Annotated in this window: 19 protein-coding genes and 1 pseudogene; 15 read left to right on the forward strand and 5 right to left on the reverse strand. The window is 73.8% G+C overall.

Annotation, left to right across the window (positions count from 1 at the left end):
- Both ACH4TG_RS26875 and ACH4TG_RS26880 read right to left on the reverse strand, forming a co-directional pair.
- The gene (locus ACH4TG_RS26875) at nucleotides 1-1,167 is read right to left on the reverse strand and encodes a M20 family metallopeptidase (RefSeq protein ID WP_398245098.1); all 1,167 of its coding nucleotides are present in this window, start codon (nucleotides 1,165-1,167) and stop codon (nucleotides 1-3) included.
- Nucleotides 1,168-2,070 (reverse strand): alpha/beta fold hydrolase, encoded by a 903-nt coding sequence (locus tag ACH4TG_RS26880; RefSeq protein ID WP_398245099.1) that lies wholly within the window; start codon nucleotides 2,068-2,070, stop codon nucleotides 1,168-1,170.
- A 104-nt stretch (nucleotides 2,071-2,174) separates the two neighbouring features.
- On the opposite strand from ACH4TG_RS26880, the gene ACH4TG_RS26885 reads away from it, so the two are divergent.
- Complete coding sequence (locus ACH4TG_RS26885) at nucleotides 2,175-3,089, forward strand: LysR family transcriptional regulator (protein WP_398245100.1); 915 nt, start codon at nucleotides 2,175-2,177, stop codon at nucleotides 3,087-3,089.
- A 122-nt stretch (nucleotides 3,090-3,211) separates the two neighbouring features.
- A complete protein-coding gene (locus ACH4TG_RS26890; protein ID WP_398245101.1) occupies nucleotides 3,212-4,339 on the forward strand; it encodes a tartrate dehydrogenase in 1,128 nt (375 codons plus the stop codon).
- On the opposite strand, the gene ACH4TG_RS26895 is transcribed toward ACH4TG_RS26890, so the two are convergent.
- Nucleotides 4,239-4,901: a helix-turn-helix domain-containing protein gene (locus ACH4TG_RS26895; protein WP_398245102.1), complete on the reverse strand. Its 663-nt coding sequence runs from the start codon at nucleotides 4,899-4,901 to the stop codon at nucleotides 4,239-4,241. The genes ACH4TG_RS26890 and ACH4TG_RS26895 overlap by 101 nt on opposite strands.
- 140 nt (nucleotides 4,902-5,041) lie before the next feature.
- On the opposite strand from ACH4TG_RS26895, the gene ACH4TG_RS26900 reads away from it, so the two are divergent.
- From ACH4TG_RS26900 to ACH4TG_RS26925, 6 genes and pseudogenes are all read left to right on the forward strand, one after another.
- Nucleotides 5,042-5,605, forward strand: coding sequence for a histidine phosphatase family protein (locus ACH4TG_RS26900; protein WP_398245103.1), 564 nt, complete (start codon nucleotides 5,042-5,044; stop codon nucleotides 5,603-5,605).
- Between the two features lie 155 nt (nucleotides 5,606-5,760).
- Complete coding sequence (locus ACH4TG_RS26905; RefSeq protein WP_398245104.1) at nucleotides 5,761-6,210, forward strand: hypothetical protein; 450 nt, start codon at nucleotides 5,761-5,763, stop codon at nucleotides 6,208-6,210.
- Nucleotides 6,211-6,479: 269 nt separating this feature from the next.
- On the forward strand, nucleotides 6,480-9,248 hold the full coding sequence (locus ACH4TG_RS26910; protein WP_398245105.1) for a hypothetical protein: 2,769 nt from the start codon (nucleotides 6,480-6,482) through the stop codon (nucleotides 9,246-9,248).
- A 183-nt stretch (nucleotides 9,249-9,431) separates the two neighbouring features.
- Nucleotides 9,432-9,932, forward strand: coding sequence for an NUDIX hydrolase (locus tag ACH4TG_RS26915; protein WP_398245106.1), 501 nt, complete (start codon nucleotides 9,432-9,434; stop codon nucleotides 9,930-9,932).
- A gap of 60 nt (nucleotides 9,933-9,992) precedes the next feature.
- A pseudogene (locus ACH4TG_RS26920) lies at nucleotides 9,993-10,096 on the forward strand (SAM-dependent methyltransferase); the annotation flags it as partial.
- 194 nt (nucleotides 10,097-10,290) lie between these two features.
- The gene (locus ACH4TG_RS26925) at nucleotides 10,291-10,797 is read left to right on the forward strand and encodes a DinB family protein (protein WP_398245108.1); all 507 of its coding nucleotides are present in this window, start codon (nucleotides 10,291-10,293) and stop codon (nucleotides 10,795-10,797) included.
- 216 nt (nucleotides 10,798-11,013) lie between these two features.
- On the opposite strand, the gene ACH4TG_RS26930 is transcribed toward ACH4TG_RS26925, so the two are convergent.
- On the reverse strand, nucleotides 11,014-12,177 hold the full coding sequence (locus ACH4TG_RS26930) for an ROK family transcriptional regulator (protein ID WP_398245109.1): 1,164 nt from the start codon (nucleotides 12,175-12,177) through the stop codon (nucleotides 11,014-11,016).
- 161 nt (nucleotides 12,178-12,338) lie between these two features.
- Here ACH4TG_RS26930 and ACH4TG_RS26935 point away from each other — a divergent pair, with 161 nt between their 5' ends.
- The gene (locus tag ACH4TG_RS26935; protein WP_398245110.1) at nucleotides 12,339-13,817 is read left to right on the forward strand and encodes an APC family permease; all 1,479 of its coding nucleotides are present in this window, start codon (nucleotides 12,339-12,341) and stop codon (nucleotides 13,815-13,817) included.
- A gap of 279 nt (nucleotides 13,818-14,096) precedes the next feature.
- Here ACH4TG_RS26935 and ACH4TG_RS26940 read toward each other — a convergent pair whose 3' ends face one another.
- Complete coding sequence (locus ACH4TG_RS26940) at nucleotides 14,097-14,852, reverse strand: dienelactone hydrolase family protein (RefSeq protein ID WP_398245111.1); 756 nt, start codon at nucleotides 14,850-14,852, stop codon at nucleotides 14,097-14,099.
- Between the two features lie 983 nt (nucleotides 14,853-15,835).
- On the opposite strand from ACH4TG_RS26940, the gene ACH4TG_RS26945 reads away from it, so the two are divergent.
- The 6 genes from ACH4TG_RS26945 (at nucleotide 15,836) to ACH4TG_RS26970 (ending at nucleotide 21,795) form a co-directional block, all read left to right on the forward strand.
- Nucleotides 15,836-16,027: an aroma-sacti cluster domain-containing protein gene (locus ACH4TG_RS26945; protein WP_398245112.1), complete on the forward strand. Its 192-nt coding sequence runs from the start codon at nucleotides 15,836-15,838 to the stop codon at nucleotides 16,025-16,027.
- A 1-nt stretch (nucleotide 16,028) separates the two neighbouring features.
- Complete coding sequence (locus ACH4TG_RS26950) at nucleotides 16,029-17,789, forward strand: BTAD domain-containing putative transcriptional regulator (RefSeq protein ID WP_398245113.1); 1,761 nt, start codon at nucleotides 16,029-16,031, stop codon at nucleotides 17,787-17,789.
- A 231-nt stretch (nucleotides 17,790-18,020) separates the two neighbouring features.
- The gene (locus ACH4TG_RS26955) at nucleotides 18,021-18,146 is read left to right on the forward strand and encodes a hypothetical protein (RefSeq protein WP_398245114.1); all 126 of its coding nucleotides are present in this window, start codon (nucleotides 18,021-18,023) and stop codon (nucleotides 18,144-18,146) included.
- Between the two features lie 208 nt (nucleotides 18,147-18,354).
- Nucleotides 18,355-19,677, forward strand: coding sequence for a glycosyltransferase (locus ACH4TG_RS26960; protein WP_398245115.1), 1,323 nt, complete (start codon nucleotides 18,355-18,357; stop codon nucleotides 19,675-19,677).
- Nucleotides 19,583-20,605 carry a DUF6895 family protein gene (locus ACH4TG_RS26965; protein WP_398245116.1) on the forward strand — a complete coding sequence of 341 codons (1,023 nt, stop codon included), beginning with the start codon at nucleotides 19,583-19,585 and terminating at the stop codon, nucleotides 20,603-20,605. The genes ACH4TG_RS26960 and ACH4TG_RS26965 overlap by 95 nt, the downstream gene beginning before the upstream one ends.
- Entirely contained in the window at nucleotides 20,602-21,795 is a 1,194-nt protein-coding gene (locus ACH4TG_RS26970) for a radical SAM protein (protein WP_398245117.1), read from the forward strand. Before ACH4TG_RS26965 ends, ACH4TG_RS26970 begins: the two co-directional genes overlap by 4 nt.

The following is a 21,795-nucleotide window of genomic DNA, read 5'->3' on the forward strand; positions in this document are numbered from 1 at the left end:
TCATCGGGCCTCCCCGAGCGCGTCGATCAGCCCGGTCAGCAACTCGGAGCGGGGCACCAGGCAGCGGGCGTCGACCCACTCGTGCACGGCGTGCGCGCCGTCGCCGCGGGCGCCGATCCCGTCCAGCGTGGGGATCCCGAGCGCGGCGGTGAAGTTGCCGTCGGAGGCGCCGCCGACCCGCGCGGACCCCACGTCCGGCAGCCCTCGGGCGGTGGCCACCGAACGCGCCAGTGCCAGCAGCGGCGCAGACTGCGCCTCCTCCAGGGCGTAGCGGTTCACGCCCCCGGCCACCGTCACCCCCACATCGGCCGAGCGCGGCGACAGCTGTGTCAACGCGGCGTCCACGCGCCGGAGTTCGTCGGCGCTCCAGGCCCGGACGTCCACGCACAGCTCGGCCGCGCCCGGCACCACGTTGGTCGTCGTGCCGGCGTGCGCCACCGTCGGGGTCACCGTGGTCCCCAGCTCGGGGTCGGCCAGCGCGCCGACGCCGAGCACCTGGTGGGCCAGTTCGACGAGGGCGTTCAGGCCCTTCTCCGGCTCCAGGCCCGCGTGCGCGGACCTGCCACGGAACGAGATCCGGTAGAAGGCCGCGCCCTTGCGGGCCGTCTTCGCCGCGTCCCCCTCACCGGGCTCCAGCACCAGCACCGCAGAACAGCCGCGGGCCGCCTCCTCGATCAGTGCGCGCGAGGTCAGGGACCCCGCCTCCTCGTCCCCCGTCACGAGCATGCTCACGTGGTCCAGCGCGCGGACCCGCGCGAGCGCGTCCATCGCGATCACCAGGCCGGCCTTCATGTCGAAGACCCCGGGGCCGGTGATCCGGTCCCCCTCCCGCCGGAAGGGCCGCTCGGCCAGCGTGCCCAGCGGCCACACCGTGTCCGCGTGGCAGAGCAGCAGGACCGGCGACCCGGCGGACTCCCGGGCAGGCCAGTACAGATGGGGGACGTCGCCGCTGACGATCCGGCGCGGGGTCCCCAGTCCTGCCGGGGCCCATGCCTCCAGCAGGTCGTAGAGCGGCTCCAGTCCGGGACGGTGCCCGGACGGCGTCTCGTGCCCGACCAGGGCGGCCAGCCGCTGCACCATGCGCTCGGTGGCGGGACCCCGGGCGGGGTCCTGGCGGCCGGCGCCGTGTCCGCCGTCGTGTCCGGCCGGCCCGGGTGCTGCTGCCATTCAGCTCACCTCCGCGAAGAAGTCCGCGAGAGACTGCCCGGTGAGGGCGGGAGCCTCCTCGGGCACGTAGTGGTCGCACGGCAGTGCCCGGCCGCGCACGTCCGCCGCGTACTCCCGCCACACCCGCGGCACGTCGTAGCTGCGGCCCACGAAGCTGTGCTCGCCCCACAGGGCCAGCAGCGGGCAGGCGACGCGGCGGCCGGCGTCGAAGTCCTCGTCGTCGTGGCGCAGGTCGATGCCGGCGGCGGCCCGGTAGTCCTCGCAGGAGGCGTGGATCGCCGCGGGGTCGGAGAAGCAGCGCACGTACTCCTCGAGCGCCGCCGGGTGGAACGGCGTGCCGCCGTGGTGGCGGGCCCGCATCCGGGTCCGCACCCAGAAGCCCGGGTCGGCGCCGATCAGGTGCTCCGGGATGCCGTTCCCGGCCGCGAGGAAGAACCAGTGGTAGTAGCCGAGGCCGAAGTCCTTGTCGGCGTGGCGCAGCGCGTGCCGGGTCGGCACGATGTCCAGCACCGCCAGCGCGGTGACCGACTCCGGGTGGTCCAGGGCCATCCGGTGGCCCACCCGGCCGCCGCGGTCGTGCCCGGCCACCGCGAACCGCTCGAAGCCGAGGGCCCGCATCACCAGCCACTGGTCGCGGGCCATCGTCCGCTTGCTGTAGTCGGCGTGCTCCGGCGCGGCCGGGGCCGGCTTGTCGCTGTCGCCGTACCCGCGCAGGTCGCTCAGCACCACCGAGTAGCCCCGCGCGACCAGCGCCGGCGCCACCTGGTGCCAGATGAGGTGGGTCTGCGGATAGCCGTGCAGCAGCAGCACGGCGGGGCCCTCGCCGGCGGTGCGCACATGGATGCGCACGTCATCGGCGTCCACCAGCCGCGAGGAGAACCCGCGGAGCAGCTCATCGGTCATGCCCCAGATCACAGCAACCGCTCCCCGCGGCTGTCCAAGACTCTTCGCCGATGCCTCTGATAGGGCCTACCTATAAGCAGCCGCGATGAGTGAGAATGCGGACCATGGACGTCCGGCAACTGGAGTACTTCCTCGCGATCGTCGACCACGGCGGGTTCAACCGGGCCGCCTCGGCGCTCTACCTGTCCCAGCCCACGCTGTCGCAGTCGATGCAGTCGCTGGAACGGGAGCTGGGCAGCAGCCTGTTCCACCGCATCGGCCGCCGCGCCGTCCTCACCCAGGCCGGGCACACCCTGGTGGAACCCGCCCGCGCCGCCGTCCGCAGCCTCGAACTCGCCCGCGCCTCGGTCGGCTCCGTCCAGGCGCTGCGCGGCGGCGCCCTCGACATCGCCGCGATGCCCTCCCAGGCCGTCGAGCCGCTGGCCGGCCTCGTCCAGCGCTTCGCCGAGAAGTACCCCGGCGTCACCGTCAACATCCGGGCCGCGTTCACGCCGCGCGACGTCGTCGAACTGGTCCGCACCGGCGCCTGCGAACTGGGCCTGCTCGCCACCCCGGGAGCGCTCCCCGAACGCGAGGTGGCCGTCCACCCGCTGGGGGAGCAGCGCTTCGTCCTGATCACCCCGGCCGACGGGCCCTTCCCCGCCGGACGCCCCGTCGACTGCCGCGACCTGCACGGCCACCGGCTCATCGTCGGGCAGCGCGGCACCGGCATGCGCATCTTCGTCGACGGGCTGCGCGAGCAGGGCATCGACCTGACCGTCGCGGTGGAGAGCGAGCACCGCGTCTCGATCCTGCCGCTGGTGCTCAAGGGCGCCGGGCTGGCCGTCGTCACCGACGCCTGGCGGGAACTGGCCGAGCGGGCCGGCGCCTGGGTCCTGGACCTCGAACCGCCCGCCTCCCTCACCGTCGCGCTGATCAGCCGGCGGGCCGAACTCACTCCCGCGGCCCGCGCGTGCCTGGATCTGGCGAGCTGGGACCCGAGCCTGAACCCGGCGGGTCCTGAACCCGGCGGGCCCTGAGCCGGCGAGTCCTCAGAAGGCGGGTCCGGAGAGGGCGGGTCCGGACCTATAGGTCAGCCCTATCAAGGAAATCGCTGATGCGTCTTGGACGCGCCGGCGGTGATCTTGCTGCAATCGGGTCCATGACGAGCCACCGCATCGCCCTCATCCCCGGCGACGGCATCGGCACCGAAGTGCTGCCCGCCGCCCGGCAGGTCCTGGAGACCATCGGCGCCCGCCACGCCATCGACTGGGACTTCCAGGAGTTCGACTGGTCGTGCGCCCGCTACCTGAGCGAGGGCGCCATGATGCCCCCCGACGGCCTCGACCGGCTGCGCGCCCACGACGCGATCCTGCTGGGCGCCGTCGGCTACCCCGGCGTGCCCGACCACGTCTCCCTGTGGGGGCTGCTCATCCCCATCCGCCGCGCCTTCCGCCAGTACGTCAACCTGCGGCCGATCAAGGTCTTCGAGGGCATCCCCAGCCCGCTGCGCGGCGCGCTGCCCGGCGAGGTCGACTTCGTCGTGGTGCGGGAGAACGTCGAGGGCGAGTACAGCGAGATAGGGGGCCGGCTCAACCGCGGCTTCCCCGAGGAGATGGCCGTCCAGGAGGCCGTCTTCACCCGCGCCGGCGTCTCCCGCGTCGTCGACTACGCCTTCCGCCTCGCCGGCCGCCGCCGCGGCCGGCTCACCTCCGCGACCAAGTCCAACGGCATCGTCCACACCATGCCCTTCTGGGACGAGATCGTGGCCGAGGCCGCCGCCGCCCACGCGCGCGTGACATGGGAGCAGGAGCACATCGACGCCCTCGCCGCCAAGTTCGTCCTCGACCCCGCCCGCTACGACGTGGTCGTCGCCTCCAACCTCTTCGGCGACATCCTCAGCGACCTGGCCGCGGCGGTGGCCGGCAGCATCGGCATCGCACCGTCGGCCAACCTCAACCCGGAGGGTGAGCACCCCTCGATGTTCGAGCCGGTGCACGGCTCAGCACCCGACATCGCGGGCAAGGGCGTCGCCAATCCGATCGGTGCGATCTGGTCCGCGGCCCTCATGCTCGACCACCTCGGCCACCCGGAGGCCGCCGACGAGGTCACCGCCGCCATCGCCGCGGCCCTCGCCGACGGCAGCGCCGTGACCCCCGACCTCGGCGGCACGGGTACGACCGCCGGCTTCACCCGGCACCTGCTGGATCTGCTGGACCTGACGGATGCACCGGACCTTCCGGGCCTGCCGGGCCTTCCGGATCCGTCCCGGGGCGGAAGCGCGCTCTGATGTGGACGCGCTCGCCCTGCGGCCCGAGGATGCTGAGGAACTCCACGGAACGCTCGTCGGCGTTGCCGAACCAGTGCGGCAGGTGGGTGTCGAACTCGGCGACCTCTCCCTCGGCGAGGAGGAGGTCCTTGTCGCCGAGGACGACCCGCAGCCGGCCGCGCAGGACGTACAGCCAGTGGTAGCCGTCGTGTGAACGGGGATCGGGCTCGCGGCCGTCGGTCAGGCCGGCGGGCAGGAGCTGCTTGAACGCCTGCAGCCCGCCGGGTTTGCGGGTCAGCGGGACCACGGTCATGCCGTTGCGGGTGAACGGCTGCGGGTGGACCCGGGGGTCGAGGTCGTCCGGCGCGCCGACCGGTTCGTCGATCGGCATCCGGTAGGCCCTGGCCAGCGGCAGCAGGAGTTCGAGGCCCGGTCTGCGCTGCCCCGACTCCAGCCGGGACAGGGTGCTGATCGGGATCCCGGTGGTCTCCGACAGGGCGGTCAGCGTGGCCCCGCGGCGACGGCGCAGCTCGCGCAGCCGCGGCCCGACCGCGGCCAGCACGGCGTCGAGGTCGTCGTCCATCGCTCCGTTCCGCACCGGGCGCAGGTGCCGCTCGGCGGACCGCGGTTGGCAACGCAGGGAGGGCAACCGCCGAGCGATGGACGAGATCATGCATGGTCTCGGAGGTACCTTGACGGCGGGCGCGCCCATACGATCGCCGTATGAATGTTCGGCTCACATTCCTCACGGCCGCGCGTAGCGCCCCGCTGCTGGCCGAGCGCTTCGATGACGACCGGCCGCTCGACCGGACCGGCTGGTACGAGGTACAGCGTGCCGCCCATGCCCTGCAGCCGCTCGGGGCCGCCGAGTTGCGCTACTGCTCGCCGACCAAGCGCAGCCGGGACACCGGCGAGGCGCTCGGCCTGATGCCGCTGGCGCAGCCCGCCCTGCGCGACTGCAGCATGGGCCGCTGGAGCGGGGCCACCCTGGCCGAGGTCACGGCCCGGGAACCGGGCGCCGTCGACGTGTGGCTCGGCGATCCACGCGCGGCGCCGCACGGCGGTGAGTCCCTCCTCGCGTTCATCTCGCGCGTGGGCGGCTGGCTCGACACCCGGCCGGTCGACGACGGCGGGCGGATCGTCGCGGTCGCCGAGCCGGCGGTCGTACGGGCCGCGCTCGTCTACGCCCTCAAGGCGCCTCCTGCGACGTACTGGAACATCAACGTCAGCCCCCTGTCGATGCTCGAACTCACCGGGCGCGCGGGCCGCTGGAGCCTCAGCCTGTAGGGGCCGCCCGCCACCTCCCCGGCCCTGAAGACCCCAGGCATCCGCAGACGCCGGGCATCCGCCGGCCGCGCCGTCGGTTGTCCACAGGCTCACGGCCCGCCCTCGCGCTCGCCGACTACGATGTGAGGCACAGTCACACACCGTGAGGGGGACGGATGTCGGGCATCGAAGTGGCGATCGGGTACATGTTCGCCTGGCTGGTGCGCAAGGCCAGGCGCGTCGGCGGCCGGGCCGACGCCGAGGTCGATCGCACGCTGGACACCGCGATGGACCACCTCCACGACCTGGTCAGCGCAAGGCTCGGCGAGGACCCCGCGCTGCGGCGCCTCGCCGACGAAGCCGCCGCCGGGGGCGACAGCCCGAGCGTGCGGACGCGCCTGCAGGTTCAGTTGGCGCTGGAGGACGCCGCCGAGCAGGACGCCGGCTTCCGCCAGGCGCTGGACCATGCGGTCGCACAGGTCCGTGCGGCCGAGGGCAGGGCACACGGGGGCACATACGTCGGCGGGGACGTCCACATCGAGGCGCGGGACGGGTCGGCCGCCGCCTGGGCCATGGGTGATGTGACCGTGGGAAACCCTCCCAAGCCGGAGCCGCCCCAGGGCTGAGCGGTCCCGGCGCCGATCAGGCCCCCGGCGAGCACCCTTCCGTCTCCGTCCACGCCGCACACGGCGGCATCGCCGCCCACAGCATCGGACAGCTCGTCGTCTCCGCACCGCAGGACCGGCAGCAGGCTGCCGCCGACCGTCCGCGTCCCGTCGCCGACTGGACCGCCCAGCAACTCGGCGTTCACCCCGCCATCCACGGGTCCGCTCCCTTCGACGCCCCGGACGGCTTCGTCCTGCCGGAGTACCTGGAACGCGACCACGACCGTGCCGTGCGCGACCACCTGAGCGGCGCCGCCACCGCCGACCTGCCGGCGTTCGTCCTCATCCGGGGCTCGTCCTGCACGGGCAAGACCCGCACCGCGTTCGAGGCCGTTCACTCCTGCCTGCCCGACTGGCAGTTGGTCTTCCCCAAGAGCCCCGCCAAACTGCTCGCCCTGCTCGACGCGGATGCCCTCGCACCCCGCACCGTCCTGTGGATCGACGAGGCACAGAACGTCTTCACCGGCACCGACGGCGAGCAGGCCGCCGCCGCACTCCGCAGCAGGCTGGAGCAACCCGGCCCGATCGTGGCCCTCGGCACACTGTGGCCCGAGTACCACCGCGCCCTGACCGGCTCGCCACCGCCGGGCGCGGTCGCCGACGAGCGTGCGCACGCCCGCGCCCTGCTCCACCAGGCAGCGCTCGTCGACGTGCCGCCGTCGTTCGACCCCCAGGCCCTGAGGGCCTTGCGCGCACACGTCCACGACCCGCTGGGCATCGCCGCGCGTGCCGGCATGGACGGCAGGATCACCCAGGTGCTGGCGGCCGGCCCGCAACTGCTCGACCACTACCAGCAGGCCGTCCCCCCGCACGGCCCCTACGGCCACGCGGTGATCACCGCGGCCATGGACGCGCGGCGGCTGGGCCACAGCTCCCCGCTGCTGCCGGCGGCCCTCCTCGAAGCGGCCGCGGTCGGGTACCTGACCGACGAGCAGCGCGCCGCCGCGGACGGCGACACCTGGTTCTCCGCCGCGCTGGAGTACGCGCGGGAGAAGGTGATGGGCGTGGCCGCGGCGCTGGAACCCGTCGCCGACCCGGAGGGCGTCGGCGCCCTCCCCGGCGTCTACCGCCTCAACGACTACCTCGACAACCATGCGCGCACCGCGGGTCGGCGCCTGGCCTTTCCGCCCGACTCCTTCTGGACCGCCGTCCGGGACCAGGTCACCGGCACCACCGACCTCAGGACCTTCGCGGAGCACGCGCGAAGGCACTTCCGCTTCCGGATCGCCGCCGGGCTCTACCAGGTCCCGGCTGACCGCGGTGATCCGTATGCGCTGCGGCCGCTCGCCCTCCTGCGAGAACGGGCCGGGGAGGCGGCGGAGGCCATGCGCCTCTGGCAGCGGCTCGTCGAAGCGGGGGACCCCGATGCCCACATCGCCGAACGCGAGGGCTATCCCGCTCTGACCCATCTGGCGTTCCTCAGCGAGCTGGCCGGCGACAAGGAGGCCGCGGAACGGTTCGCCGAACGGTCCTCCGACTACGTGGCTCTGCGGGAACTGGCGTGGGAACGGGAACGGTCAGGAGAGACCGAGGCCGCCGAACGGCTGGCACAGCAGGCCGCCGACGCGGGAGCCGTGGCCGTCGTCCAGGCGCTGGCGCGCTCGCGCGAGGAGTCCGGTGACGCGGCAGGGGTGGAGCGGCTCTACCGGCGCGTCGCCGCCTTCGGAACCGCGCGAGCACTGAGGGAGTTGGACGGGCTGTTCAGGAGATCCGGGGACGTGCGGGGCGCCGAGCGCCTGTGGCAGCAGGCCGTCGACGCCGGGAACAGCGGGGGCATGGTCGAAGTGGCCCGGCAGCGTGAGCGGGCCGGCGACCTGGACGCCGCGGGCCTGCTGATCCGTCGCGCAGCCGCTCTCGGCAACGGCATCGCCCTGGCCGAACTCGCCGAGGACCAGGAGGCCGCCGGGAACACCGAAGCGGCCGCACTGCTGTGGCAGCACGCGGCGGACGCCGGCTGCGACCGCGCCTGGGAGAACTTGGCGCTGCTCCACTGGCGGGCCGGGGACGAGGACGCCTCGGAACGCTCGTGGCAACAGGCCGTCCAGGGCAGCACGGAGCGCGGCGTCGAGGAGTTGGTACGGCGCCGCGCCGGAGCAGGCGACGCCGACGGGGCGGCGCGCATGTGGCGGCGCGCCTTCCCGGGACGCCCGGTCGGGCGCGGGATGAACCCCGAGCGGCCCTGGGAGGAGGCCCCGGAACCCGAGGAGACCGAGGCGGCGCGCCACGTGGAACTCCTGCGACGGCAGGCCGCCGACCGCGACAGCATCGGCGCACTCCACGAGCGGGCCCTGCGCCTGGAGAAGGCGCGGGACCTCGGCGGCGCGGAGCGGATCTGGCAGCAGGCGGCGGACCGCGGGAACACCTACGCCCTCGCGGGCCTGGCACGGTTGCGCGAGTGGGCCGGCGACCGCGACGGAGCGGAACGTCTCGCCTGGCAGGCGCTGTCCTCGGGGGACCCCACAGCCGTCAACACGCTGGCGCGCCTGCGCGAACGGGCCGGCGACCGGACGGGGCTGAGACGGCTGTGCCGGACGGCCGACGACATCGACAGCCCGATGCTCATAGTCGAGTTGGCGCGGATCCACGAGGCCGCGGGGGACGCGGACGGCGCGGTACGCCTGTGGGAGCGCGCCGGTCGTGCCGGCGACAGCACCGCCTTGGTGGAACTGGCGCGGCGGCGCGAGGGGGCCGGGGACGCCGAGGGCGCGGAGCGGCTCGCCTGGCTGGCCGCGGCCGCGGGAAACGTCAGCATGCTCGGCGAGCTGGCCCGGCTGCGGGAGCAGAGCGGTGACCGGGCGAGCGCGGAGCGCCTGTGGTGGTGGGCCGCCGACACCGGCCTGCGCACCGCACTGAACGAGATGGTGGAGCTGCACGAGCGCGCCGGGGACGAGGCCGCCGCCGACCGCCTCTACCGCCACGGCCTCGACGCGGACCCCTCCACGACCACCCCCTGGCTCTGGCGCGTCCCCGCCCACTGGCGCCGGCCCGGGGTGTTGTGAGCCGCGGGCCGCTCGCGCGTCCCTGCCCCTCGGGCCGAACCACCGTCCCGAGGACACCGCCGGCCCGGCGGCTGCCGGGTTCAGGCAGCCGATGCCGGTCAAGCGGGTCCAGAATTCTGTCGAGCTCCGAGAACGGCTCGCCGGGAGACGGCGTTGTCAGTGGGTTCCGCCAGGGTGTGCTTCGTGGATGAACTGGTGGAGCGTGTCGACGATCAAGATCGTGTCCTGGGGGTGGTCACCCGTGGGCAGGCCATCCAGGAGGGCTGGCTGCATCGCATCGCCACGACGGTGTGCCGTGACGAGCGTGGCCGGATCCTCGTCCACCGTCGGTCGGCCCATCTGGCGCGCTTCCCCGGGCTCTACGAGTTCATGGTCGGCGGCGCCGTGGGTGTCGGCGAGTCCTATGAGCAGGCTGCCGGGCGGGAGCTGGCCGAGGAGCTGGGCATCCGTGGCTTGCCGCGCCTGCTGTTCACGTTCATCAACCGCAGCGGCCTGAGCCCTCACTGGCTCGGCGTGCATGAAGCCGTGATTCCGGACGCACTGACCCCCGATCCCGATGAGGTCGCCTGGCACGGCTGGCTGACCGAGTCGGAGCTTCATTCGGCCCTGACGGAGTGGCGCTTCACCCCCGACAGCCATGAAGCCTTCAGCCGGTATCGCGCGTTCCGCACCGCGCAGTCCTGACCTTTCGTCGGGGTCTGCTGAGAGATCATCTGCGGGGCAGCCCTTAAAGAAGGCCAACGGTTCGCAAAGCTGTTCCAGAGCCCGCACCGCTACATCTGCCATCGGAACTCGATCTCATGGCGCAGCTCGCCGGGTTCGAACTCGAATCCAGGCATGCGGACTGGCAACCGCGCCCCTGTCCAGCGTGGCCCTGGCCGGCGAGATCGAGACCTTGCGCGGTGTCCGGCGGATCATGCCGGGCGGCCCCGTCGGTGCTGAATCGCTGTAGCGACCTGCCACGCAGGGAGCTGGGTGGAGCAGGCGGGTCCGTCGATAATTGCCTCGACATCGGTCGCGGTGATCGGGGACGCTTCGCGCGATGACCAGAATCGACGACACGCCATCCGCGTGGGACGAGCGCACCCAGCTCACCACGTTCCTCGACTACGCACGTGACACCGCCCGCGCCAAGTGCGCCGGCGTCTCCGCGGAGAACGCACGCAAGGCGCTCCTGCCGGGCTCACCCCTGATGACCATGAGCGGAGTGATCAACCACCTCCGCTGGGTCGAGTACTACTGGTTCCAAGTGGTCCTCCTCGGAGAGGAGGACCTGGGCCCCTGGACCGACGAGGACCCCGACCGCGAAATGCGTATCGCCGTCGACTTCCCGATCACGCAGTTGCTCGACGAATACGCCGAACAGAGCGCCCGCTACCGCGAACTGGTCGCTGAGAACGGACTGGACAAGCAGGCCCAGGGAGCCGTCCGCAACGGCCTCCACGTCGATCTGCGCTGGATCCTCCTCCACCTCACCGAGGAGACGGCCCGGCACAACGGTCACCTGGACATCCTGCGCGAGATGCTCGACGGCACCACCGGCGACTAGATCCGGCGGAGATCACGGGCGGAGCCGAGTCGGACCGAGGCGACGGTGCCGGTGCCGAGGACGACTCCTCAGCGGCGGCCGGCGGCGGGGTTCGGCATGCGGTCGCGCCGCTTGCCCGGCCAGGAGACGGTGCGGGCCGGCGCGGCGCCGCGCGCCCGGACCGCGGACCGCCGGTGGCAGGGGCGAGGCCGACCGGGGTGCCGGGCCGGATGGCCGTCAGGTGCGCTGGGCGAAGACCACGTCGCGCGCGGTGCCGAGGGCGGTCGCGACAGCGCCGAGCAGCACCGCGTCCTCGCCGAGCGCGCTGGCCGCGACCTTGGGCCGCAGCGGTGTGAGGCGGCGCAGGGTGTCGCCGACCGTCTGCAGGAGCAGGTCGGCGCTGTGGCCGACGCCGCCGCCGAGAACGACGAGTTCGGGGTCGAGGACGGCGGCGACCGCCGCGACGGTGTGGGCGAGGCGTTCGCCCTCCTGCCGGACGGCGGCGACGGCTGCGGCCTCCCCGGCCCGGGCGGACTCGAAGACCGACTTCGCGGTGAGCGTGCCGGTCATGCCCAGTGCCCGGGCGGCGCGCACGACCGCGTCGCCGGAGACGGCGTCCTCCAGAGTGTCGGGTTCGCGGCCGTTCCAGGGCAGGAAGCCGATCTCGCCGGCGGCGCCACTCGCGCCGGTGAACGGCCGGCCGTCGGCGACGATGCCCATGCCGAGGCCGGTCCCGATCATCACGTAGACGAAGAGCCGGCTGCCTGCGCCGACGCCGAAGGCGTGCTCGCCGACGGCGGCCAGGTTGGCGTCGTTGTGGACGGCCAGGGGCACGCCCAATTCCTCGCGCATGCGGTCGAAGAGGCCGGCGCGTCCCCAGCCGGGCAGGTGCAGCGCGTACCGGACGCGGCGGGCCTCCGGGTCGTAGACCCCCGGTGTGCCGACGACGGCGTGCACGACGTCGCCGGCGGGGACGGCCGAGTCGGCGACGAGCCGGTGGGCAGTGGTCACGACGAGGTCGGCCATCGCGGCCGAGGTGCGCGCCCTGTTCCTGACGTCGGTGCGGGCCACGACCGTGCCGTCGAGGTCGGCGAGCGCGACGCGCAGCCAGGCCCGGCCGATGTCGATGCCCAGCGCGTGGCCGGCCGACGGGTCGGGGGTGTAGAGGACGGCGGCGCGGCCGCGTTCGGGGGTGTGGTGGCCGGCCTCGCGGACCAGGCCGGCCGCTACGAGCGAGGCGAGCGCGCTGGACACCGTGGGCTTGGACAGGCCGGTCTCGCGGGCGAGTTGGGCGCGGGAGGCGGGCGCGGTGCGCAGCCGTTCCAGCAGGAGGCGCTCATTGGAACTGCGCAGCCGCTGCTGGTTCCAGGGCTGGCCGGGCCCGCTGTCGCTGCTGGTCATATCGGCATTCTCACGTACCCGTGCGCGGATGTGGTGCGGACCCCTTGACGCCGTTAGTAAAGGAACTTAACTTAAGCACGCCCCGCGCCCAGGGCGCAGGGCCGCGCGCACGGCAGTCCCTCTCGACACCCGTCCGTCCCCGCACCCGCCAGGGAGCCCCCATGTCCGGCAGCCCCGCGCCCGCAGGCGGTTTCGTCCGCAGAATCGGCCTGTTCCAGGCCACCACCATCAACATGAGCCAGATGTGCGGCATCGGGCCGTTCGTCACCATCCCGCTGATGGTCGCCGCGTTCGGCGGCCCGCAGGCCATCCTCGGCTTCGTCGCCGGTGCCGTCCTCGCGCTGGCCGACGGGCTGGTGTGGGCCGAACTCGGCGCCGCCATGCCGGGCTCCGGCGGCTCCTACGTGTACCTGCGCCAGGCGTTCCAGTACCGCAGCGGCAAGCTGATGCCGTTCCTGTTCGTCTGGACCGCGATGCTCTTCATCCCGCTGATCATGTCCACGGGGGTGGTCGGGTTCGTGCAGTACCTGGGGTACCTTGCGCCGCACATGGGACAGACCACCGGTGACCTCGTCGGCCTGGCGATGATCGTGGTCGTCATCGGCCTGCTGTGGCGCGGCATCGAGCACATCGCGCGCATCACGGCGGTGATGTGGGCGGTGATGATCCTCTCGGTGCTGCTGGTGATCATCGCCTCGGCCACGCACTTCTCCGGCCACATGGCCTTCACCTACCCCGCGCACGCCTTCGCGCTGAACACCGGCCACTTCTGGACCGGGTTCGCCGCCGGCCTGACCATCGGCATCTACGACTACCTCGGCTACAACACCACGGCCTACATGGGTGCCGAGATCAGGACCCCGGGCCGGGTGCTGCCGCGGTCCATCATCTTCTCGATCCTCGGCATCATGGCGATCTACCTGCTGCTGCAGATCGGCACCCTCGGCGTCATCGACTGGCACCGGATGACCGACCCCAAGGACATCGCCTCCACGTCCGTGGCGTCCGCGGTGCTGGAGAAGACCTGGGGCAAGGGCGCCGCCGACACCGTCACCGTGCTCATCCTCATCACCGCGTTCGCCTCCGTCTTCACCGGACTGCTCGGCGGCTCGCGGGTCCCCTACGACGCGGCGCGCGAGCGGGTGTTCTTCCGCCCGTACGCCAGGCTGCACGAGCGGCACCGCTTCCCGATGTGGGGGCTGGCCACCATGGGCGTCATCACCGCCGCGGGCTTCCTGATCGGCCGCCACACCAACCTGGCGACGCTCATCGGGCTGCTCACCACCGTCATGGTGATCGTCCAGGCGCTGGCGCAGATCATCGCGCTCGGCGTGCTGCGCAGGCGCCAGCCCGGTCTGCGCCGCTCGTACCGGATGTGGCTGTACCCGGTGCCGGCCGCCGTCGCCCTGGTCGGATGGCTGGTCATCTACGGCTACGCGGACAAGAACTCACCCGGCCGCCACCCCATCGAGTGGTCGCTGGCGTGGGTGGCGATCGGCCTCGTCGCCTTCGTCCTGTGGTCGCGCTACGAGAAGGTGTGGCCGTTCGGGTCCAAGGAGATCAACGAGGACTACCTGGAAGGCCACGACCCCGACGCCGAACCCGAATCCGACCAGGAGGCCGCGGGGGTCCCGGCGTGAACGGGCGCGACCCGGCGTGACGCGGCCCCCGCGCGCGCTCGCGGTCAGTGCCCCTCCTGTGAACGGCTCGTCCGCGAACGGCCCCGTGAAGCACTCTCGTTGACGGCCGGTCAGCACAATCCTCGGCACACCGCCCGCCCGGCGCCCCGGGCGGGCGGACCGGCGAACTCGACCCGCTCACCCCGCTGGTGGCCAAGTACGGCCCCGTGGCACCCGAACCCGGCAGTACGCCGTCCCGTGGATGCACCTCCACCGCCACGACCGCGACAGGGCCGGAGGCTAAGGCGTGTCCGGGGAGGCTCCGTCAACGGGCAGGCACTCGGCGAGCAGGGCGAGGATGTCGCGCCAGGCCCGTCGCGCGTGCAACGGGTGGTAGGCGACGCCGGGGACGACGGCCTGCGCGACGGTCGGGTGGTGGAAGGCGTGCTGGGCCCCGCCGTACACGACGAGGCGCCAGTCGACGCCCGCGGCCTGCATCTCGGCGGTGAACGCGTCCCGTTGGGCGGGCGGCATGATCGGATCCTCCGAACCGACCCCGGCCCACACGGGGCAGCGGATGCGCGAGGCTTCGCCCGGCCGGCCCGTGGTCAGCGCGTTGACCGTCCCGATCGCCCGCAAGTCGACGCCGTCGCGCCCGAGTTCCAGTCCCACGGCGCCCCCGGTGCCGTAGCCGACGGCGGCGATCCGGTCGGGGTCGGTCCGCGGTTCCGCGCGCAGCACGTCGAGCGCCGCGTGGCCGATGCCCCGCATCCGGTCCGGGTCGGCGAGCAGCGGCATGCAACGGGCCAGCATCTCCTGGGGGTCGCGCAGGTAGCGCCCGCCGTGGAGGTCGAAGGCCAGCGCCACGTAGCCCAGTTCGGCGAGCGCGTCGGCCCGGCCGCGTTCGACGTCGCTGAGCCCCGGCCCCTCCGGCCCGAGCAGCACCGCGGGCCGGCGGCCGGTCCCGGCCGGGATGGCGAGGTGTCCGCTCATCATGAGGCCGTCGGCCGGGTAGGCGACCGTGCGCGTGATGACCTTCGTGGTGCCTGTCGTCATGGACGGGACGGTAGCCCGGGCGGCCCCCCGGACGGGCGGGTCTTCACTGTCGGCAGAACCGGCGACAGGCCCGCGCACGCCGACCCCGAACCCGCGCGCCGGCGGTCCGCGGATTCCGCCTTCGGGGGCGACAACGCCGGGCGAGGCCGCAACCGGACGGGCCGGGGCCTCGAACTCGTCCGCTCCGGGCTGCACGCACGAGCGATCCGGGATCCCCGTCCAAGGGTGAACCCGGATCGGGGTGCGGGGAATTCGGACAGGTTCGCGAAGGGCCTTTGCGGCGGGGACGCGGGCGCGGCCTCGCTGCTCGGTGATTCCTGTGAAACAGGGTGCCTGTGGTGTTCAGGCGCGGGGTAATCTCCTGCGCCCCCGGATACCCGGCCGGGGCGAAGTGGATGCGGGGGACACGGAATTCGCGCCGCGCCCCGCCGTCCTGCCTGCCGGAACGGGAAAGGAGGGACGGCGCCCACCCCCGGCCGGGGGAGATCGCGGAGGGGCGCACAACGGCGCACGAGGGAGCGCATGCACCCCCTGCGACCTCGGCGGAGGCGTGTCCGAAAAACGCTGGCGAACCGGTAAGCGGAGGGCCCGCGCCTCCCTATGCGCCCTTGCTACGGCCCGGTAAAGGCCGTCAGCATGAAGGACGGCCACCGCGTCGTGCGGCCGAGAGGAGAGTGCGCCGATGCCATCGGAGGAAACCCTGGCCCTTCCGGATGCCGACGCATTCCCCTGCAGGCCCGGCTAGCACCGAAGTACCCGCGAAGTCCGGCCCGTCCGGCGAATGCCGGGCCGACCGCCGGCCGGAACGCCGCGTCACCGCGTGCCTGGCCCGGCCCCGTTCGGCTCGTCAACCCGCCTGCGGGCCGCACCACTTGCGCACGGGTCACCTCAAGCCCGTTCCTTGGCGCCGCGCGGCCCACCGGCCCCCCGGTCGTCAGAGGGGCGGAAAACGCTGATGCTTCACCCCACACAGGAGGCACCGCATGACCTTTGACGCCCTCGCCGCACTCCGGGAAGCGGGCAACCCCGTCGACATGCTGACCCCGCAGCAGCAGGACGTCCTTTCCGGGCTGACCGAAGAGGAAGTCACCGTCCTCAACTCCGTCAGAGAGCGACTCGAAGCGGTGTCGGACGCGGATGTGGAAGGGCATTCCACCGCGATCAAGCTGGCGTGAAATGAGCCTGGCTTTCGGGATTCTCGGCCCCCTGCAGGTGCTGGAGGACGGCCGGCCGCTGGACCTGGGAACGCGCAAACAGCAGATCCTGCTCGCGGCGCTGCTGTGCCACGCGAACGCCCGGGTGGCCTTCGACGACCTCGTCGAGGCGCTGTGGGACGACGCCCCGCCGCGGACCGCCCGCAAGAACGTCCAGGTGTACGTGTCCTCGTTACGGAGGGTGCTCGGCGCCGGCTCGGAGTGCCGCATCAGCCACCGGACCGGGGGCTACGTCCTGCACAGCGACGCCGAGGAACTGGACGCCCTGCGCTTCGCCCGCCTCGCCGGCTCCGGCGCGGCGACCGACGCGCTGGCCCTGTGGCGCGGCGCGGCGCTCGACGGGTTCCGCGACATCCCCCTCATCGACGCCGCCGCGCAGCGCCTCGACCGGCGGTTCCTCGGGGTCTTCGAGGACTGGATGGAAGCGGAGATCGCGGCGGGCTCCGGCGCGACCACGATCGAGCGCGCCACCGACATCGCTCAGCAGCACCCGTTCCGCGAACGGCTGCGCATGCTGCAGATGACGGCGCTGTGCCAGGCGGGGCGCCGGGCCGAGGCACTGGCCGTCTACGACGAGCTGCGCCGCGCCCTCGCCCAGGAGCTGGGGCTGTCGCCGAGCCCGGCCCTGACCCGGTTCTACGACTCGCTGCTGCACGAACCGGCGCCTGCCGCCCGGCGTGAGACGCCGAGGCGCGGCCCCGCGACGGCACCGAATCTGGTCCCGGCCGCACCGCCGGCCTTCACCGGCAGGACCGCGGCCACCGCGCTCCTGACCGATGCGCTGGCGGCGCGCGGCAGCCGGCTGGCCGTCGTCACCGGCGCGCTGGGCACCGGCAAGACGGCGCTCGCGGTCCACGTCGCCCACCGGCTCGGCGAGTACTTCCCCGACGGCCGGTTCTTTGTACGGCTGCGCGGCGACGACGGGCGGCCGCGCGCGCTGGAGGGCGTGCTGCGCCAGCTGCTGGCCGCCGTCGGCCGCCCGGAGCCGCCACCGGGCACGGACCTGCGCTGGGCCTGGCAGTTGTGGCTGGGCGGGCGCCGGGCGCTGGTGGTGGTCGACGACGCGCGCCGCGAGTCCGAGGTGCGGCCGCTGCTCCCCGAGGTGGGGGAGACCGCGGTCCTGGTGACGGCGCGGCACCGGCTGATCGGCCTCGACGGCGCGTTCCGGCTGTGCCTCTCCCCGCTGACCGTCGACGAGGCGGTGGACTTCCTGGGCCGGGTCATCGGGGCGGAGAGGGTCATGGCCGACCCCGCCTCGGCCGCGCAGATCGTCCGGGCGGCGGGCCTGCTGCCGCTCGGGATCCGGCTGGTGGCCGACCGCCTCGCCTTCCTGCGGCACGTCCCGCTGCGGGAGTACGGGGCGCGGATGACCGGCACCCGGCCGCTCCTGGACGAGCTGTGCGGGGACGACGTGGCGGTGCGCGTCCGCCTCGCTGAGTCGATCGACGACCTGCCCGCGGCCGCGTACGGGGCCGTGCTGCGCCTCGGGGTGCTGCCGGAGCCGCAGTTCACCCTGGAGCAGGCGGCCGCCGCGCTCGACCGCGACCCGGACACGGCCGTGCGGGTGCTGGAGAACCTCATGGAGGCCAGCGTCCTGACCGTCCGTCACATGGACGTGGACGAGGAGGCCGGGCACACCGTGCGGTACGAGATGCCGGCCCTGACGTACGCCTACGCGCGGGAGTCCGCCGCGGCCGCCCGGGTTCCGGTGTCCCGGACCTGACCCCGGCACGGAGCGCATCCCTGGCCCGGGTGCGCCCTGGCCCGGGTGCGCCTGCGCGGGCCCGGCCGGCACCCCGCGCACCCTCCCGCGCAACTCCGGGCGGAGCCCTGGACGTGCGCGGGAACGGCCGTCAAACCGATTTCCAACCGGCGGCTACCCGCCGTCGAACCGGCGTTCCCCACCATCGGACTCGGACCGGCGTAGCAGGCGCCGCCTGGCGAAGGAGGAAGCATGCCCGAGGACATCAACCCCGAGCCGACCGAGGCCGAGGAAGAGGACGTCGACGTCGTCGCGCACGGCGAGGGCGAAGAGGCGGTCGAGTCCGGCTGCATCGTGAACAACAGCTCGGCCCTCTGAGGCGCACGAGCCCACCGACCGGGCCGTCCGGCCGCCGGCACACCGCCGCGCACCGGGCAGCCCGGTCGAACCGACCGGGCGAGGACGGGCAACCCCGCCGGGCGCCGCATCCCGGCGGCGGCCACGGGACCGGAGCCGTACCGCGGCGTCGGGCCGGCCGCCCGGGCCGTCCCGGTCCGCCCGCTCCCGCCGCCGCCCTGGAGGCTCCGTGAACGTGCTGCTCTGCCCGCTCAGTGACGGCGGCTACCTCTACCCGGCGATCGCCGTGGGACGCGAGCTGCGCGGCCGGGGCCACCACGTGAGCGTGCTCGCGCGCGCGGGCGCCGCGCCCATCGCCGCCGAGGCCGGCCTGCCGTTCGCGGCGGCCGAGGAGTTCGGCGGGCGGCGGGCCTTCTCCGCGACCTGGTGGGGGCGGACCGGAGTGGCCCAGTACCGCGCCACCGTACGCGCCGCCCGGCAGGCCCGCGCCGACCTCCTGGTCACCTCCGTGCTGTGCAACGGCGCACTCCTGGCCGCCGAGACCCTGGACATCCCCGTCGTGGTGATCGGGCTCGCGGCCCATCTGTGGGACTACCGGTCCGGCGGGGCCGGCGAGCAGTCCTGGGGGCGGACCCGGGAGAACCGCACCGCGGTGTCGCTCGACCTCTACGAGAGCGTCAGGGAGCAGGCCGGGCTGCCGCCGCGCCGAACACGCCGTCCGGACGACCCGGCGCGCGGCCACCCTTGCCCCGGCAGTCCTCTGCTCGGCGAGGCGCTGCTGCTCCGCGGCGACCCCGAACTGGAGCATCCGGGGTCCGAGCTTCCCCAACGGGTCCACCACGTAGGGCCGTTGGCGTGGGAACCCGCCGCGGACGCGGCGGAGACCGCGGCGATCAGGGCGCACACCGCGCGCCGCGGCAAGCCCGTCGTCTACGTCCACCTGGGGCGCTTCTTCGGCGGCCGCGACCCGTGGCCGCAGCTCAACGAGGCGTTCACCGGCGGCCCGTTGCAGGCCGTCGTCGAGCAGGGGCGGTCCACCGATCCGCGACCCGCCGCCGGCGCCGACATCCTGCTCGTCCGCAAGCCCTGGATGGGACCGCTGGTCGACATGGCGGAGCTGGTGCTGACCAGCGGCACCTCCGCGCCGGTGCTCGGCGCGCTGCTGCGCGGCCGGCCGCTCGCGGTCTCGCCCAACGGCTCGGAGCAGCCGCTGCTGTCCTGGGCCTGCCTGCGCGCGGGCGTCGCCGTGCACCTGCCCAAGGCGCCCGACCCGAGTCAGGACGTGAGGAGCGCCGCCGCGGGTCCGGCCGCGCTCCTCACGTCCGCACTGCGCGACGAACAGCTCCGCGACCGCGCCGCCGCGCTCGGGCGCCGGCTGGCCGCGGCCGGCGGTCCCGCGCGCGCGGCCGACGTCATCGACCAGGTGGTCCAGCAGTCCGCTACCTCGAGGGAGAACCATGAGTACGCGATCAGCCGGCCCGCATCCCGCGGCCGCGGAGCGGGTCTCGACGGGCGCGCTGCGGTGGATACGGCTGCACTCGGGATTTCTTGACGCGCCGTCCGGGCACGCCGAACTGCCGGTGACCCCGCGCGTCAAGGCGCTGCTCCAACTCGCCCTGCTCTGCCGCCACTGGGAGCGGGCGGCGCCCGCGGACCCGGCACTTGCGGAGGTGCGCGCGACCGTCGAACGCGTCTGGCGGCGCCCCGAGTACCCGCGCCAGCTCACCCTCGACCCGCGCTACTCCCAGCCGTTCCGGCTGATGTACGGCGCGCTCGCCCCCGCGGGCCTCGCCGGCAGCCCGTACCCCGACGTGCTGCGCGGGCTGGCCGCCGAGGGCTTCCTGGCACCGCGCGGCAAGTCGCCCTACCTGCACCTGGAGACGCGGTACTACGCCGATGTCGCAGGCGTGGCCCACCGGTTGCACTCCTACCGGGACCTGTGGGCGGCGAGCGAACTGGCCCGGCACGGCGGCGGGCGGTCCGTGGCCGGCCTGGAGGTCTGCAACGTCACGCACACCGTCTTCTACCTCAGCGACTTCGGGCTCCGCGATCCCGGGCTGGACGCCGCGGACCTGCGGCGCGCCCGGGACGTCGTCGACCGGCTCACGGACCGCTGCACGGCCCGCGGGGAGTGGGACCTGTCCGCCAAGCTCGTGCTCGCCCAGCACTGCCTGGGCCTCGACCCCCGGCAGACCGCGTCCGGAACGGCCGCCCTGCGGATGCTCGCCGAGGCCCAGTCCGCGGACGGCGCGATCCCCGGGCGCTGCGCGGAGCAGCGGGCCGACGACGCCACCACCCCCGCCGCGTTCTTCCGGATGGCCTACCAGGCGACCCTGGTGGCGGCGCTGTCCACCCTGATCGTGTGCAGTGCCAGGCCCGGAGGCGATGCGCGCACCACCGCCACCGCCACCGCCACCGCCACCGGCACGGACGACGCAGGCGTCCGGACCCCGGCACCCGCCGCGGGAGGTGCGCGATGAGCCGCGTCGACGAGGACCGCGCCGGCGCGGTACGGCTCCTGCGCGGGGAGCGGAACTGGTGGTTCCTCGGACCGGGCGGGGGAGTGGCGCGGCTGCGCGACAGCCAGCTCACCGAGGGCGGTGCGCTGCGGCCGGCCACCGAACGCCGGCTGCGGGAGCACGGGTTGCTCTCCGCGGGCCCGCCGCGCACCTACTCGCTGACGGTGCTGACGAGCACGCACTGCAACCTGGGCTGCGGCTACTGCTTCCAGAACACCGGCCAGGCCGACGGCGGCGGAAGCCGGCCCCCGCGGATCGGCCGCAACCGCCTGACCTCGTCGACCATCGCGTCCGTGCTGGACTTCACCGGGCGCCAGATGGCCGCGTCCGGGCTGGACCGGCTCAGGATCCTGCTGTTCGGCGGCGAGCCGCTGCTCAACCCGCGCGGCTGCCTGGAACTGCTCGAACGCGCCCAGGACCGCGGGCTGACGGGGGCGTGGATGATCTCCAACACCACGCTGCTCACCCCGTCCCTGGCCCGCAGGCTGGCCGCCCTGGGCCTGGACCGGATCCAGGTCACCTTCGACGGCGACCGGCCCGACCACGACCGCATCCGGGTCCAGCGGGCAGACGGCGACGGCACGTTCGACACGATCGTCCGGAACATCGTCCGGGCCTGCGAGGCGGCCCCGATCAGCTGGATCCTGCGGGTCAACATCTCGCAGGAGACCATCGGCGGCGTGGACGCGCTGATCGACCGCCTCGCCGCGTCCCTCGACCCCGGCCGGTGCACCCTGTACTTCGCGCAGGTCGGTGACGTCGGCGTCGGCTACGCCAACGACCTGCTCCACACCGGCGCGCTGTCGGCCCGCTTCACCGCGTGGCAGCGCAGGGCACTCGACCTCGGCTTCGCGGTCAGCCGCCCCCGGGCCCGGCAGCTCTGCGCGACCTGCGGCTACGGCGACGGCCGCTACGGCGCCGTGGTCAGCGCCGACGGCACCCTGTCCAGTTGCTGGGAGACCGCCGGCAAGAGCGACTGGCAGGTCGGCACGGTCGGCGGCGGGTACCTGCCGGACGGGCAGACGCGGCCGCGCTGGATCGGCTGCGAGGACCTCTACCTGCGCGGCGACGACGAGCGGGCGCGCGCGGACTTCCGCGACACCGTCGACGCCGCCCTGCTGGACTACCTCGACGAGACGGGACGGCTGTAG

Origin of the sequence: Streptomyces sp. NPDC020917 (genome assembly GCF_044333795.1) — a bacterium.
GTDB lineage: Bacteria > Actinomycetota > Actinomycetes > Streptomycetales > Streptomycetaceae > Actinacidiphila.